Genomic DNA, 14,197 nt, shown 5'->3' with positions numbered 1-14,197 from the left:
CTGTGAAGAAGACCGTCACTGTTTCAGCCATCGCGTTAGTACTGCTGGTACTCGCGATGGTTTGTTCTATTCCGATTGGCTCAAGCTCCCTGAGCTTTACTGAGCTGCGGGGGATTTTTGATCCGGCGTTGCCCGCCCCTTCCCCGCTGCGCATGTCCATCCTGACCGAGCTTCGCATCCCTCGCATCCTGATGGCTGCGATGGTCGGGGCGATCCTCGCGGTGTGCGGTGTGGCGATGCAGGCCATCACCCACAACGACCTCGCCGAGCCGTACCTGCTGGGTATTTCCTCGGGCGCGTCGACGGGCGCTGTCGTGGCTATCCTGTTCTCAACCTGGCAGTACGGCATCATCGCCGGTGCAGCGGTGGGTGCGCTCGTGTCCTTCGGCATGTTGATGCTGCTGCTGCGCAACAGTGCGGCCGACGCCGCACGTGTGGTGCTGACCGGTGTGCTGATTGGGTTCCTGTTCCAGTCGTTGACCTCGCTGATCGTTACCGCGTCCGGGAACGCTGAGTCGACCCGCGGCATCATGTTCTGGCTGCTCGGCGTGCTCAGCGCCGCGCGTTGGTACACCGTGATCGCGGTGTTCATCGTCGGCACGCTCGGCACGGTGGCGTTGTGGATGATGTCGCGCTACCTAGATGCGCTCTCCCTCGGTGATGCGACGGCGTCCACGATGGGCATTCCGGTTGTGGCGTTGCGCTACGCGGTGTTGGTGGCGGTGTCGCTCATGACGGCGGCTACGGTCGCGTCCGTCGGCGCGATCGGGTTTGTGGGCTTGATTGTTCCGCACGCTGTGCGCATGATGTCCGGCCCGCGGCACGCGAGCTTGATCCCGATTTCCGCGGTGGTCGGCGCGATCACGCTTGTGGTTGCCGACGCCATCGCTCGCGCGCTGTTCGCCCCGCAGGAACTGCCTGTCGGCGTGATCACCGCGCTCATCGGCGTCCCTGCGTTCTTCTTGATCCTGCGGAGGAAGCACTGATGTTAGAAGTCAAGAACCTTGAAACGGGCTTCCCCGGTACGACCATCCTGAGCGGCATCTCGTTCGAACTCGACGCCCCGTCCGTCATCGGGCTCGTGGGCCCGAACGGCTGCGGCAAGTCGACGTTGCTCAAATCCATCGCCGGGGTGCACCCATTCACAGGCGATGTGCTGTTCGACGGCAAGCCGCTGCGCGACTACCCTCGCACCGAGCGCGTCCACGTGCTGTCCTACGTGGCGCAGCACTCCGGCGACAAGATCCCGCTCACCGTGCGCGAGGTGATCCAACTCGGACGCAGCGCTGGCCGCGGACCGTTCGCGCAGGCCCAACCGGAGGACGAGGAAATCATCCTCCACGCGCTGCGGCACGCGGACCTCGAGGGCATCGTGGACCACAAAATGTCGGAACTGTCCGGCGGCCAGATCCAGCGAGCTATGGTGGCACGCGCGATGGCGCAGCGTTCGAAGGTGATGCTCTTGGACGAGCCCACGAACCACCTCGACTTGCATCACCAGTACAAGCTGATGAACATGCTTCGCCACCTGTCCCGTGAGCACAACACGGTCATCGTGCTGGCGATCCACGACCTGGCGCTCGCCGCGCGCTACTGCGACCGCCTCTTGCTGCTGCACGACAAGCAGCTCAAGGGCAACGGCGCGCCAGACGACGTTCTTACTCCAGCAGTCCTTGAGAATGTTTTCGGAGTGAGCGGTAACCTAGACCGAGATAACCAGGACATCCCGGTACTCCACATTTCCCATCCGGTGTAGTGAAAACGATTCCAGAAAGGTTTCAGTAGTGGCTCAGTCAGTAGATTTCCCCCATTGGGCCGGGATTTTCAAGATCCTCGGGGATCAAACCCGGTTGACGCTGCTTGCTGCGATCCACCACGCCGGCCAGCACAAGCTGACCGTGACCGAGCTCGCAGAGGTCACCGAGCTTCGTATCGCAACCGCGTCCGCCGCGCTGCGCGCGATGGAGAACAACGGCACGGTGTCCTCGAAACGAGACGGCCGCAGCATCTATTACGCCATCGCGGACAATGACATCCACGAGCTGTTGCACTGGATAGGTGCGGGCCATGCCCACGAACATGGACATGGCCCGGATTCGGCCGATAGCAAGTAACTAGTACTGACGCAGGTCGATCGGCCCCTGGCCGCGCGTCTCGGCGCGAACGACGTTCGCCGCAGCCTTGATGATGCGCATCAGGTCCTCCGTCCAGTCAGCAACACCGCGAAGCACAAAGCCAGGAACTTCGGTCTCTGTGACCGAAGCGCTCGCAGTGCCCTTGCCCTCCAGGGAGTTGCGCACTGCATCCCGGACCTTCTCCAGCAGCTCCGGCGTCATGTTCGGGTCGATGCAGATCGCCATTGCGAAGTGGGTGTGCTGCCCCAGGAAGGACTCCTTCACGTCGTTGAAGAGTTCCTTCGTCGGCTCGATGCGCACGTTGTCCACGACGGCCAGCTTGCCGTCGACACGAACGACGTTACGCAGGTGCGCCTGCTCGTACAGGAACTGGCGACCATCCGGCGACCAGCCCGGCGTGACGATGTCCGACATGAACAGCTGCGACTCCGCGTCCATGTTGACGGTAATTTGCTGGCGGAAGTCCGCCTCCCGGTACAGGATCAGCTGATCCGGGATGTACTCCATCACGGCGTTGCCGTGCAGGGTGAACTCCACGTTCTGCACGACGTAGTCGTTCGGCGTGCGGTACACCTTCGCCGCGGACTGGTCCGTCAGGAGCACGGAGGCATCCGGCTCTACTTCAACGTCCATCCGGTACACGTCCCCACCGACGTAGCCCCCGCCGGGGTTCGCGATGGTGTAGTAGACCTGCCCGGAGTCATCCAAGTAGTGCGGGCGGATGATCTTGAACGCACCCTCGTGGTACTGCCGTTTCGCTACCGACTTGGTACCGCCAATGCCGATGCCGAGCTCCAGTACACCAGTTTCCTCATGCGGCGGTTCGTGGGTGAACACCGCGCGTGACTCGCCCCACATCAAGCTACGCCTTGGTGTCGAGATCTTGCATGAGCACATCTCGACGGATCCACTCGATGACCTGGTCAAGGCCCTCGTCGGTCTTGAGGTTGGTCAGCACGAACGGCTTGTCACCGCGGAACTTCTTCGAGTCATCCGCCATGACCTGCAGGTCAGCACCGACGTACGGGGCAAGGTCCGTCTTGTTGATCACGAACAGATCGGACTTGATCATGCCCTGGCCTGCCTTGCGCGGAATCTTCTCGCCCTGCGCAACGTCGATGATGTAAATCGAGAAGTCGACGAGCTCCGGGGAGAACGTCGCGGACAGGTTGTCGCCGCCGGACTCCATGAACACCAGCTCCAGGTCCGGGTGCCGGTTCAGAAGCTCCTCGTAGGCGGCCTCGTTCATCGAGGTGTCTTCGCGAATAGCGGTGTGCGGGCAGCCACCGGTCTCAACACCAATGATGCGGTCCTCCGGCAGCACGCCGTCGCGAGCCAGGATGCGGGCATCCTCGGTGGTGTAAATGTCGTTGGTAATCGCGGCCATGGAGATCTCTCCCTCCAGGGCGCGCGTAATACGCTCAATGAGCTGCGTCTTACCGGAGCCGACAGGGCCACCGACGCCAATCTTGATTACTGACATACTTCTATCTTCCTTCCAAGTTTTAAGACATAAACATTCGCGAATGCAGGAACTCGTGTTCCATCTGCGCAATTTCCATATCCGGCGCCGCCACACCCAAGTCGTGGATCGTGTGCTCCATGGTCACCGCGGCGTAGCGCGACACCCAGTCATACACGCCAACCAGCAGACGCTGGCCCGCGTCCTGGCCGAGCGGGATCGCGCGGATCGCGTTCTGCACCATCGAAGTCGCAAGCTGCATGAGGTACGCCTCGACAGCGGTGTACTCCTCCACGCCAGCCGCGCCGAGCACCAGCCCGAACGCAATGCCGGGGTTGCCCTTGTACTCACGGGCCGCAAGCCCGCGGTCGTACTCGGTGACGAGCGCATCGTTGGCGTCGACAATCTTGGCAACCTTCGACATGCGCCGACCCATCGACTGCATCGCGGCGCGCAGCTCCTTCGGCGTCTGCGTCGCATGCACCAGGGCATCAAGCTCAGCGAGCTTATCGACGCGCTCCGCCTCCGAAAGGCCAGACTGCTGCAGCTCGATCGCGAACCGAGCCGCCAGGGCGTCATTAAACGTGCCCTGGTACAGGTAGCCGCGCAGCCACGTCGCGAACGTGTCGGCGTCGCGGATGACGTCACGCTGCAGGTACGTTTCCATGCCCGCGGAGTGCGCAAAGCCACCAGTTGGCAGGGCGGAGTCGGTGAGGTGCCAGACGACGAGCTGGCTGCGATTAGTGGGTGTGCTCTGCATGACGGAACGCCTTTGGCATCACGTATTCACCGCGGTGGTAGGACACACCGGTGTGCTGGATATGGTGCTCGACGGTGTGGTCGTACCGCACAACCATAACGTCCTTGTCGAATGCATTCTCGCCTGCGGCGAAGAACTGTGCCTGGAGGTGGCGGTTACCGAGCGCGTGCGCAACCTCGAGCGCCTCGCGGATCGTTGCAGGTTCGATCACCAGGACATCGGAAGCCGCGATTTTCGCGACGATCAGCTTGTCCCCCTCGCGGGCAAGAATGTCACCGTCGACGAACTCGCGGAAGTCGTTGTCGAGACGGATGCCGAGCTCGGTGCCTTGCTCAGTGGTCAGGCGCTGAATGCGCTTGACGCGGGATTCGTTGTCGAACACGACGTAGTCGCAGTTCGACGCATCAATACCCTCGGTTGTATTCACGTTGCCGAGAATCTCAGTAACGATCATGTTGCGATAAGTACCTTTCGTTTATTTTGTGGTCGCAGAAAATAAAAAGCGAGCTGAGGCAGCGTCTGCTGCCCCCGCTCGCTTCTGCTACACGTCCACCTTAGAACAGGAAGTAGCGCTGTGCCATAGCCAGTTCTTCAGCTGGCTCGGAGTGGATTTCCTCACCGTTGACGGTCAGTACGTAGGTCTCCGGATCGACCTTGATGTCAGGCGTCTCGGAGTTGTACTTCATGTCTGCCTTGGAGAGGTTGCGGATGCCCTTCGCCTCAACAAACCTGCGGTTCGTGTTCAGCTGATCCGGCACGCCGGCCTCGAATGCGGCCGTCGGCAGGAAGGTGACGCTGGTGCGACGAACTGCATCGCCGTATGCCGCGTAGGAGTAACGCATCGTACGTGGCTGTGGCGTCGGAATGGATGCGTTGGAGTCACCCATCTCTGCGCGTGCAACGTAGCCGGACTTGAGCACGAGCAGCGGCTTGACGCCGAAGTGTGCCGGCTCCCAGACCACCAGGTCAGCAAGCTTGCCCTCTTCAACGGAACCGACTGCGTGCGCGATACCGTGAGCGATCGCTGGGTTGATGGTGTACTTGGACACGTAACGCTTGATGCGCTCGTTGTCGTTGCCCTCGGAGTCACCCTCGAGCGGACCACGCTGCTGCTTCATACGGTCAGCGACCTGCCAGGTGCGCAGCACGACCTCGCCGACGCGGCCCATTGCCTGGGAGTCAGAGGAGGTGATGGAGAGGATGCCCATGTCGTGCAGGACGTCCTCCGCCGCGATGGTCTCCTTGCGGATACGGGAGTCTGCGAACGCCACGTCCTCCGGAAGATCCGGGTTCAGGTGGTGGCAGACCATGATCATGTCAAGGTGCTCTTCCAGCGTGTTGTGGGTGTACGGCAGCGTCGGGTTGGTCGACGCTGGCAGCACGTTGGAGTGGCCAGCCAGCTCAATGATGTCCGGCGCGTGACCGCCGCCAGCACCCTCGGTGTGGAAGGTGTGGATGACGCGGCCGTCAATTGCCTTGATGGTGTTGTCCACGAAGCCACCCTCGTTGAGGGTGTCGGTGTGGATCGCGATCTGGACGTCCATCTCGTCCGCGACCTTGAGCGCGTTGTCGATGGTGTTCGCGGTTGCGCCCCAGTCCTCGTGAATCTTCAGGCCGATAGCGCCGGCCTTGATCTGCTCACGCAGCGGGTTGAGCGCGGACGCGTGGCCCTTGCCCAGGAATCCAACGTTGACCGGGAAGTCAACCGAAGCCTCGATCATGTGCTTGATGTTGGTCGCACCAGCGGAGACGGTGGTTGCGTTGGTGGAATCAACCGGGCCAACGCCGCCACCGATGAGCGTGGTGGTGCCGTTGTCCAGCGCAGCCAGGACCTGCTCTGGGGAAATGAAGTGAATGTGGGTATCCACTGCACCAGCGGTGACGATCTTGCCCTCGCCGCCGATGACCTCGGTTGCGACGCCGACAACGATGTCGATGCCGTCCTGGATATCTGGGTTACCTGCACGGCCGATCTTGAGGATCTTGCCGTCCTTGATGCCGATGTCAGCAACGTAGATACCGGTGTAGTCAATAATGATCGGGCCGGTAATGACGAGGTCCGGAATCAGTTCTTCACCAGTAACACGGGAGTTCTGACCCATGCCGTCGCGGATAACCTTGCCGCCACCGAAGTTGACTTCTTCGCCTGGCTTCAGCAGGTTCTTCTCGACGCGTGCGATCAGTGAGGTGTCCGCGAGGCGGACGCCGTCACCGGTGTGTGGGCCGTAAAGCTCGGCGTACTGACGCCTATCCATCTCAAATGCCATTTTGTTCCCTTCCTTAAAGGTTTCGTAATCCGTTTACTTGACTGGGCCGTTGACCTTGCCGTTGAAGCCGTGAACTTCGCGCTTGCCGCCGAAGTCGATCAGCTCAACAGTGCGGGAATCGCCTGGCTCGAGACGGGCTGCGGTGCCCGACGGGATGTCGAGGCGCTTGCCCATCGCAGCTTCACGGTCGAACTCGAGGGCGCTGTTTGCCTCTGCGAAGTGGAAGTGGGAACCGACCTGGATCGGGCGGTCGCCGGTGTTCTTCACCTCAAGCGTGATTGGCTCGCTGCCTTCGTTCAGGATGACCTTGCCTTCAGTGATGAAGTACTCGCCTGGAATCATGGGTAGTCTCCTTTTATCGGATTGGGTTGTGGACAGTGACAAGCTTGGTGCCGTCAGGGAAGGTTGCCTCAACCTGAACGTCAGAGATCATCTCTGGAACGCCTTCCATGACATCGTCACGGGTAAGCACCTGGATGCCCTCGGACATCAGCTGCGCTACCGTCTTGCCATCGCGGGCGCCTTCCATGAGGTAATCCGTGATGAGGGCTACCGACTCTGGGTAGTTCAGCTTCACGCCGCGTTCCTTGCGGCGACGTGCCACATCAGCAGCAACCACGATGAGCAGCTTTTCCTGTTCGCGTTGGGTCAGCTTCATTTCTTCTCCTTGCTCGTTGACGATTGATATTCGATTATTTGCCGACGCCCCGTCTGTGCCTTTCGGAACAGACGGGGTTCAGTTTTCACTCATTGTGTGAAATTTTTTCGGTTCGCCCCGAACCTACTCCGAATTAGTGGTGATGGTGATGCTTCTTCGGGTTATCCGAGGCTTCTTCCGGTGAGTGTCCGGGCGCTAATCCCTCTCTGACGAGTTGTTCATCGAGCGAATGGTCGGGATTCTCGTGGTCCGGTTTCATCTTCGATTTTGAAAACATTGTGAACATCCCATTTTGATATGCCACTGTACCCAAAATCAGGAAGATACCGATGATCTGCAGTACCGATGGGATCTCGCCGAACAGCGGGGCCGCAATGATAACGGAGGTCACCGGCGAAAGCAGCAGGATACCTGCGGACAGGGTTGGGTCGAGCCAGACCGTGCCGTACTGGACGAAGGTCCACGCCAACGCCTGGCCGAGGATAACCAAGCAGATCAGGTTGAACCAGTTCCATGCAGTCAGTGGGTCGCCGACTGTGGTCTCCGGGTCAACCAATGGGAGCTGACCGTCGATCAAGACGCCATTGACGAAGTCGAAGCCGCCACGCGGGGAGATGAAGAGCGCAACAATGGTAGGCGCAACAGCCTGCGCTGCCATCGTGTACATCATCGGCTGGACGTAGAGGTCCTTACGTGCGGAGGTACCAGCCTTGCGGGAGAGGTAGAGGTAGAACGAGTAGCACACGCCGGAGGTCAAACCGAAGATGGTGCCCAGCGTCGCGGTCTTGATGCCGTAAATGCTCTCCGGGCCGCCGGATGCTTCCGCCGCCTCAAATACGCCACCGGTCAACAGCACACCGACGGCCATGATCGGAACAAGAATCAGGAACACTGGCGGAATCTTGTACTTATCAAAGATTGCCGTAAGCATCGGCACGATAATGACCTGCAGATTCAGCAGAATCGCGGCAACACCAGCGCCTACGTAGAAAATGGAGTAGTTCCAGCATGTGAAGTCCACGCCCAAGAAGAGACCCGAGGCAATGGAGAGCATGATGCCCTTCTTGCTCAGGGATTCTTTCTTGCGGATTTCCATAACACCGAACGGGATCAACACGAGGCAACCGAGCACAACGCGCAGGAAGGCCTGCGTGGCGGGATCCATGTTTGTGGCCTTTACCCACAACGGGGTACCGGCAAGGAATGCTGTACCAAGGGCAAGGAACAACACTGCCTTGCCGTGGCTCACTGGTTTGATTGGCGGACCCTTGATGTCCGCTGCCGTAGTGGCGCTAGAAGTATTTGACATGCCAAACACAATACATTCCGAAACACATTTCAGAATTCCCTAAGGCACTATTTGCATAACTTTCAAACTATTGCATATATAATCCCCCTCCGAGCGACTTTATAAAAGCCCCATTCATATTTTTATACATTTCGACTACCCCCGCATTGGGGTGTGTTTAAACAGTACAAATGTACTGTCAGCTGCAGATTTCCCAAAAATGTCCCGAAAATTGGGCCAAAAATAGAAACCCTCTACCCCTTTATTGAATATCCGAGATTCGATGGTTCGATTGAATTACATACTGTTGTTTTTTCATTATTTTATAAATCAACATTCAAAAGTTTCCTGGGAGCTTTTAAGGTCCAACTTTCAACCTTTCCCGGTTCGCCTGGTCCCATACCCCTCCCCGACCGCACTGTTAACATATTGCAGGTCAGATATAGGGAGGCGGAAAGCAGACATGCCTTTGTCCGAAATCAATGCTGAACGTAAACGAGAACAGCGGCTCCTCGAACGGTTTATGTGGCTCTCCATCACAGCGTCCGTCATCACCATTGCTTTGAAGATGGCAGCGGCCGGCATTACGGGATCAGTCGGTTTCCTCTCCGACGCCATCGAGTCCGTGATCAACCTGGTTGCTGCCCTCGTCGGCCTGTGGGCACTGAAGCTTTCCGCCAAGCCCGCAGACGAAAACCACAACTTTGGCCACGCGAAGGCCGAGTACTTCTCCGCGCAGGTGGAGGGCTCGCTGATTCTGGTGGCGTCCGTGGCCATTATCTATACGTCCGTGCAGCGCATTATTCACCCGCAGCCGGTTGAGCAGATCGGTATCGGCCTGGCGTTTTCTGTTGCCGCCACGGTACTAAACCTCGCGGTGGGCGTCGCGCTGGTGAAAGCTGGGAAGAAGTACCGCTCCTCAACACTGGACGCCGACGGCCACCACCTCCTCACTGACGTGTGGACCACGGTCGGAGTGATCGTCGGCATCGCGGCGGTCTGGATTACGGACTGGCAGCTGCTCGACCCGATCATCGCGCTGTGCGTCGGCTTCAACGTCCTGTTCACCGGCTACCGCCTGCTCAAAGGCGCCATTCTTGGGCTGCTCTCGGAAGCGCTGCCGCAAGATGAGCTGGAGAAGCTGCACGGCTTCCTTAATAGCTACGCTGCCGAGCACGACGTCGAGTTCACGTCGGTGCGCACGGCTGCGTTTGGCCGCGATCGGCTTATCAGCCTCGTCGTGCAGGTCCCCGGCGGGTGGACTGTGGCGTACTCCCACGAGCACGCCGACGCCATCGAGGATGGCATCACTGCGGTCATCGGTGAGTCGGAAACGATCGTGCATGTGGAGCCTGCCGGGTACCACACCCGCACCGGACCGCTCTGGGCTTAAGAACCGTTTTCAGTCACTGACGCATACTGTTCGCTGAGCTTGTCAGCCTCGGTGACGTAAAACATTGCGCGCTTCCCCATCGACTCGTCGCGCTTGTCGGTGCGGGCCTGTAAATCTTCGATCTCGGACTCGGGCACGCCGATGCCCCGCATCTCGTCTGTCTTTGACCAGATGGTAATGATGGCGTCTTCGAAGGCGGGCTCGTCCATCACGCCTGGATCGGCATCGGGCGCGGTCTCTGCTTCCTGCGAAGCCGGTGCGGCGGGTGTTTGCTCGAATGGGAGGGGCTGGGTGGTGCACGAAGTGGCCGTCGATACGCAGGCGGCGGCGAGTGCTGCGACGAAAAGCTTTGAGTGTTTCATTCTGCTTATTCTAACCACCGAAATTCGCTGGTCATACGATTAAGATACAGAGGTATGGCTGTACAGCATGGAACGATTCCACCACCGGCGCTCCAGCAGCGCGCCCCCTCCCTTTCGAAAAAGCAGTGGGCGGGCCTCATTCTTGGCGCCGTGCTCTTCGCGCTCCCCTTCTTTTTCAACATCCCTGGCCTCGAGGCTCCCGGCCAGCGGATGCTTTCTATTTTCCTGTTAGCGATTGTCTTCTGGATCCTCGAGCCGATCCCGCTGACCGCGACCGCGGTGCTAGTGATCTTCTTCGAGGTCATCCTGCTTTCAAAGGGCGCCATCGTTGACCCGACGGGTGGCGCCGAGGCGCTGAAGGAGACGGTGCTGCCGGCGTCCGACTACTTTGCGGCGCTGGCGAACCCGGTGATCATCCTGTTCTTGGGCGGGTTCATGATTGCGCATGGCGCGGAGAAGTTCGGGCTGGACAAGAACCTGGCCGCGATTATGCTGCGGCCGTTCCCGGACAAGGCGCGGCTGACGGTGCTGGGGCTCATGCTGATTACCGCGCTGCTGAGCATGTTTATGTCGAATACGGCGACGACGGCCACGATGTTCGCGGTGGTCATCCCGATTCTGCGCACGCTGCCGCCGGGTAAGGTGCGCGCGGGTGTGGCGCTGTCGATTCCGCTGGCGGCGAATGTGGGCGGCATCGGTACGCCGGTGGGCACGCCGCCGAACGCGATCGCGATTGGTGCGCTGGCGGAGTACGGCATCAAGGTGTCCTTCGCGCAGTGGATGCTGCTTGCCGTCCCGTTCATGCTGGTTGTGCTGGTGTTTGCGTGGCTGTTCCTGTGCATTGCGTTCATCCCCTCGGAGACGCGGATCTCGATTGCAATGGATGCGTCCTGGGATACGTCGTCGAACGCGAAGCTGTTTTACGCGGTGGCGGGGCTGACGATTGCGCTGTGGATGAGCGAGCCGCTGCACGGGATTTCCTCGAATATTGTCGGTTTCTTCCCCGTCGTTGCGCTGCTGAGCCTGAAAGTGATGAAGGGCAAGGACGTCCAGGCGCTGGACTGGCCGGTGTTGTGGCTGGTCTCCGGCGGTATTGCGCTGGGCACGGGCGTCGGTGCGACGGGCCTCGACGATTGGCTGGTCGGCTCCGTGAACTGGAAGGTGCTCGGCCCGATGATGATCCTGGCGCTGCTGGGCCTGATCGGGTTTGCCATGGCGAACGTCATTTCCCACTCGGCGGCGGCGAACCTGCTGGTGCCGCTGGCGGTCTCGCTGGCGATCACGCTGTCCGAGCCGAGCCCGATGCTCATCGCGGTGATTGTGGCGATCGCCTGCTCGCTGGGTATGGCGCTGCCGATCTCCACCCCGCCGAACGCGATTGCGTACGCCACGAAGGAGATCACCATCCCACAGATGGCGCAGGTCGGCCTGGTGGTGGGCACGGTGGCAACGCTGCTGTTGATCTTCGTGATGCCGTCAGTATGGACGCTGCTGGGGTTGCTGTAGATGATTCCACACTCAACAATCGCGGTCATCGGTGCGTCGGAGGCGTCGCGCACCGTCCAGAGCATCGTGCGCGACGCGTTCGGCGGCACGCATACGGTGCTCACCTACCCGTCGCTGACGGACTTGCCTCGCACGGACGACCTCGCGCTCGTCACCGTCACGGTGCACGAGCACGGGCTCACCGCCGATCACCCGCTGGTCAAATTTCTTGACGACGCCCACTACGAACACACCCGCATCATCGTCCTGACCACGGCACCGACGGTGTCGGGCCTGGACCGGCTCAGCGAGCTGGGCAGGCTGGACATGCTGGTGTACACGCCGGAGATCCACGACGAGGCCCTGGCACGGAACCTGCAGCAGCAGCTCACCCGCTATTGGGCGTCGCGCTACCACGACAACCCCGAGTTGACGTCGAAGTACGACCAGCCGGCGGCGCCGGCGCTGGACGTGGAGCTCAGCGACGAGGAGATCATCAGGCACATTATTGACGCCGCCGACCGGCACCTCGGGCGCCGGCCGCGCCTGGTCTTCCCGCCCGGGGTGAACCTGACCACGGAAGGCAAAGAGGTCGAGGAGGTCATCTTGACCATCTCGGGCGAGGTGGTGCTGCAGCGCAGCACGGACGCCGGGGATATTACGATGCACCGTGGATCGACAGGCCAGGTGATTGGACTGTTGGCGCTGGCAGGCACGCGCATTGGGTTCTTCACCGCGCGGACCACGACAGAGGTCACCGCGGTGCAGCTGCCGATGGACCAGCTCAACTACCTGCTCGACATCGCCCCTGGCCTGGACCGCATGCTCGCCGTGTTGCTGGTGCGCTCCTACGACCGGCGCCTGCGCCGCTCCGAGGACAGCCAGGTGCACCAGCACGAGATGACCGTGGAGCTTGAACAGGAGCGCGCACGGCTGAGCACCGCCCTGCGAAACCTGGAGGAGGCCCGCCGCGAGCTGATGAGCCAGGCCCGCTTCGCCTCACTCGGCGAGTTGGCGGCGGGGGTCGCCCACGAGCTGAACAACCCGATGGCAGCGATTGAGCGAACGGCGGCGCATCTCGGAGAGGACGTCGATACGCTGCTTGCGGCGAGCCCGAACCGGAAGTGGCGCGAGGGCGTGCTGAAGGCGTTTGACCAGGCGAAACTGGCGCCCTCGGTGAGTACGAAGGAGGCGCGCAGGCTGCGGCGTGACCTCACCGAGATCATCGGCGACCGCGCGCTTGCGCAGCGCTGGGTGCTCGCCGGGCTTCACGACGCCGCCTTTGCTAAGCAGGTGGCCCGCTCCCGCAGGCTCGACTTCGAAACCATCGAGCGCGCTGCGGCGATCGGCACTGGGGTGCGCAACCTCTCCACCGCGGCGACCCGCATCACGGAACTCGTCGCTTCGCTGCGCTCGTACGCGCGCCCAGACGGCGACCCCGTCACCGACGTCAATGTCCACGAGGGTATTGACGACACGCTGCGCCTCATCTCGCACCGGCTCGACCACGTCGAGGTCATTCGCGATTACGCGGAGCTGCCCAACATCACGTGCATGCCTGGCCAGCTGGCCCAGGTGTGGACGAACCTGCTGACCAACGCCGCAGAAGCGATGCAGGACACGGGCGTTGGCAGCACAGTCACGATCCGCACGAGTACGCCTGAGCCGGGCTGGATCGAAGTCGACATTATCGACGACGGCCCCGGCATCCCCGGTGAGCGCCTCGAGCGGCTCTTCGAACCGCGTTTCACCACGAAGAACGGCCAGGTGCGCTTCGGGATGGGCATCGGCCTGAGTGTGTGCCGAAGCATCATCAATAAGCACCACGGAACCATCACGCTGGAGTCCTCGCCACGAGGCACCCAAGCCAGCGTTCGCCTACGTATCAACGGACCAAGGAGACACCATGAACCTCACCATTCTGATTCTTGAAGATGAAGCCGAAGTGCGCGCCGCCCTTGAGCGCGACCTCCTCCCCTTCGCGGACACCGTCCGCCTGGAGGTTGCCTCCAACGCCGACGAAGCATGGGAGGTGATCGACGAGCTCAGCGACGACGGCGACCTCCTCGCGCTCGCGCTGTGTGATCACCGCATGCCCGGGACCACCGGCGTGGAGTTCCTTGTGCAGATGATGCAAGACCCACGCACCGCGGCGACCCGGAAGGTGCTGGTAACCGGGCAGGCGCAGCTCAAGGACACCGTGCACGCGGTGAACGAGGCGAACCTGGACTACTACATCGCTAAGCCGTGGGACGTCGAGAACCTGCACAGCGTAGTGCGTGACATGTTGACGGACTACGTGGAGGCGCTAGACATCGACCCGCTGCCCTACTTCGAGGTGCTGGACCAGCAGCGGGCGCTGAAGCTTACCCGCCACCGGGACTAGC

General features: G+C 61.0%; 16 protein-coding genes. 7 read left to right on the top strand and 9 right to left on the bottom strand.

Features of this window, described 5'->3' with window-relative positions; translation table 11 throughout:
• Positions 1-2: 2 nt before the first annotated feature.
• The 3 genes from QP752_RS02865 to QP752_RS02855 are packed head-to-tail and all read left to right on the top strand — an operon-like array spanning position 3 to position 2,114.
• Positions 3-986 (top strand): iron ABC transporter permease, encoded by a 984-nt coding sequence (locus QP752_RS02865; RefSeq protein WP_070975994.1) that lies wholly within the window; start codon positions 3-5, stop codon positions 984-986.
• A complete protein-coding gene (locus tag QP752_RS02860) occupies positions 986-1,756 on the top strand; it encodes an ABC transporter ATP-binding protein (RefSeq protein WP_070975992.1) in 771 nt (256 codons plus the stop codon). Before QP752_RS02865 ends, QP752_RS02860 begins: the two co-directional genes overlap by 1 nt.
• A 28-nt stretch (positions 1,757-1,784) precedes the next feature.
• Positions 1,785-2,114: a helix-turn-helix transcriptional regulator gene (locus tag QP752_RS02855; RefSeq protein ID WP_256006283.1), complete on the top strand. Its 330-nt coding sequence runs from the start codon at positions 1,785-1,787 to the stop codon at positions 2,112-2,114.
• On the opposite strand, the gene QP752_RS02850 is transcribed toward QP752_RS02855, so the two are convergent.
• The 8 genes from QP752_RS02850 to QP752_RS02815 form a co-directional block, all read right to left on the bottom strand.
• Entirely contained in the window at positions 2,115-2,993 is an 879-nt protein-coding gene (locus tag QP752_RS02850; RefSeq protein WP_256006281.1) for an urease accessory protein UreD, read from the bottom strand.
• Between the two features lie 4 nt (positions 2,994-2,997).
• Positions 2,998-3,618, bottom strand: a complete 621-nt coding sequence (gene ureG, locus QP752_RS02845; protein ID WP_070362890.1) for an urease accessory protein UreG — start codon at positions 3,616-3,618, stop codon at positions 2,998-3,000.
• Positions 3,619-3,640: 22 nt separating this feature from the next.
• The gene (locus QP752_RS02840) at positions 3,641-4,357 is read right to left on the bottom strand and encodes an urease accessory protein UreF (protein ID WP_284804300.1); all 717 of its coding nucleotides are present in this window, start codon (positions 4,355-4,357) and stop codon (positions 3,641-3,643) included.
• A complete protein-coding gene (locus QP752_RS02835; RefSeq protein ID WP_070362892.1) occupies positions 4,338-4,811 on the bottom strand; it encodes an urease accessory protein UreE in 474 nt (157 codons plus the stop codon). The genes QP752_RS02840 and QP752_RS02835 overlap by 20 nt, the downstream gene beginning before the upstream one ends.
• Before the next feature lie 100 nt (positions 4,812-4,911).
• Positions 4,912-6,624 (bottom strand): urease subunit alpha, encoded by a 1,713-nt coding sequence (gene ureC, locus QP752_RS02830; RefSeq protein ID WP_070362893.1) that lies wholly within the window; start codon positions 6,622-6,624, stop codon positions 4,912-4,914.
• A gap of 33 nt (positions 6,625-6,657) precedes the next feature.
• Positions 6,658-6,966, bottom strand: a complete 309-nt coding sequence (locus tag QP752_RS02825; protein WP_252931478.1) for an urease subunit beta — start codon at positions 6,964-6,966, stop codon at positions 6,658-6,660.
• 13 nt (positions 6,967-6,979) lie between these two features.
• Complete coding sequence (locus QP752_RS02820) at positions 6,980-7,282, bottom strand: urease subunit gamma (RefSeq protein WP_070362895.1); 303 nt, start codon at positions 7,280-7,282, stop codon at positions 6,980-6,982.
• A 133-nt stretch (positions 7,283-7,415) separates the two neighbouring features.
• Entirely contained in the window at positions 7,416-8,591 is a 1,176-nt protein-coding gene (locus tag QP752_RS02815; RefSeq protein WP_070362896.1) for a DMT family transporter, read from the bottom strand.
• Positions 8,592-9,033: 442 nt separating this feature from the next.
• Between QP752_RS02815 and QP752_RS02810 the strand changes: the two genes are divergently transcribed.
• Positions 9,034-9,963, top strand: coding sequence for a cation diffusion facilitator family transporter (locus tag QP752_RS02810; protein WP_070362897.1), 930 nt, complete (start codon positions 9,034-9,036; stop codon positions 9,961-9,963).
• Here QP752_RS02810 and QP752_RS02805 read toward each other — a convergent pair.
• Positions 9,960-10,325, bottom strand: coding sequence for a hypothetical protein (locus tag QP752_RS02805; RefSeq protein WP_070362898.1), 366 nt, complete (start codon positions 10,323-10,325; stop codon positions 9,960-9,962). The genes QP752_RS02810 and QP752_RS02805 overlap by 4 nt on opposite strands.
• A gap of 54 nt (positions 10,326-10,379) precedes the next feature.
• Between QP752_RS02805 and QP752_RS02800 the strand changes: the two genes are divergently transcribed.
• The 3 genes from QP752_RS02800 to QP752_RS02790 are packed head-to-tail and all read left to right on the top strand — an operon-like array spanning position 10,380 to position 14,196.
• Entirely contained in the window at positions 10,380-11,831 is a 1,452-nt protein-coding gene (locus QP752_RS02800) for a DASS family sodium-coupled anion symporter (protein ID WP_070362899.1), read from the top strand.
• The gene (locus tag QP752_RS02795; RefSeq protein ID WP_284804295.1) at positions 11,832-13,742 is read left to right on the top strand and encodes an ATP-binding protein; all 1,911 of its coding nucleotides are present in this window, start codon (positions 11,832-11,834) and stop codon (positions 13,740-13,742) included. It begins immediately after the preceding gene.
• The gene (locus QP752_RS02790) at positions 13,717-14,196 is read left to right on the top strand and encodes a response regulator (protein ID WP_070476953.1); all 480 of its coding nucleotides are present in this window, start codon (positions 13,717-13,719) and stop codon (positions 14,194-14,196) included. The genes QP752_RS02795 and QP752_RS02790 overlap by 26 nt, the downstream gene beginning before the upstream one ends.
• The last annotated feature ends 1 nt before the right edge of the window (position 14,197 follow it).

Source organism: Corynebacterium sp. UMB10321 (assembly GCF_030228725.1).
Taxonomy (GTDB): domain Bacteria; phylum Actinomycetota; class Actinomycetes; order Mycobacteriales; family Mycobacteriaceae; genus Corynebacterium; species Corynebacterium pseudogenitalium.
This window is presented reverse-complemented; position numbering and strand designations above follow the sequence as displayed.

Coding starts and splice junctions, on each gene's coding strand:
- QP752_RS02860 (WP_070975992.1), top strand. CDS start 986: ATGTTAGAAGTCAAGAACCTTGAAACGGGCTTCCCCGGTACGACCATC.
- QP752_RS02850 (WP_256006281.1), bottom strand. CDS start 2,993: ATGTGGGGCGAGTCACGCGCGGTGTTCACCCACGAACCGCCGCATGAG.
- ureG (WP_070362890.1), bottom strand. CDS start 3,618: ATGTCAGTAATCAAGATTGGCGTCGGTGGCCCTGTCGGCTCCGGTAAG.
- QP752_RS02840 (WP_284804300.1), bottom strand. CDS start 4,357: ATGCAGAGCACACCCACTAATCGCAGCCAGCTCGTCGTCTGGCACCTC.
- QP752_RS02835 (WP_070362892.1), bottom strand. CDS start 4,811: ATGATCGTTACTGAGATTCTCGGCAACGTGAATACAACCGAGGGTATT.
- ureC (WP_070362893.1), bottom strand. CDS start 6,624: ATGGCATTTGAGATGGATAGGCGTCAGTACGCCGAGCTTTACGGCCCA.
- QP752_RS02825 (WP_252931478.1), bottom strand. CDS start 6,966: ATGATTCCAGGCGAGTACTTCATCACTGAAGGCAAGGTCATCCTGAAC.
- QP752_RS02820 (WP_070362895.1), bottom strand. CDS start 7,282: ATGAAGCTGACCCAACGCGAACAGGAAAAGCTGCTCATCGTGGTTGCT.
- QP752_RS02815 (WP_070362896.1), bottom strand. CDS start 8,591: ATGTCAAATACTTCTAGCGCCACTACGGCAGCGGACATCAAGGGTCCG.
- QP752_RS02810 (WP_070362897.1), top strand. CDS start 9,034: ATGCCTTTGTCCGAAATCAATGCTGAACGTAAACGAGAACAGCGGCTC.
- QP752_RS02805 (WP_070362898.1), bottom strand. CDS start 10,325: ATGAAACACTCAAAGCTTTTCGTCGCAGCACTCGCCGCCGCCTGCGTA.
- QP752_RS02800 (WP_070362899.1), top strand. CDS start 10,380: ATGGCTGTACAGCATGGAACGATTCCACCACCGGCGCTCCAGCAGCGC.
- QP752_RS02795 (WP_284804295.1), top strand. CDS start 11,832: ATGATTCCACACTCAACAATCGCGGTCATCGGTGCGTCGGAGGCGTCG.
- QP752_RS02790 (WP_070476953.1), top strand. CDS start 13,717: ATGAACCTCACCATTCTGATTCTTGAAGATGAAGCCGAAGTGCGCGCC.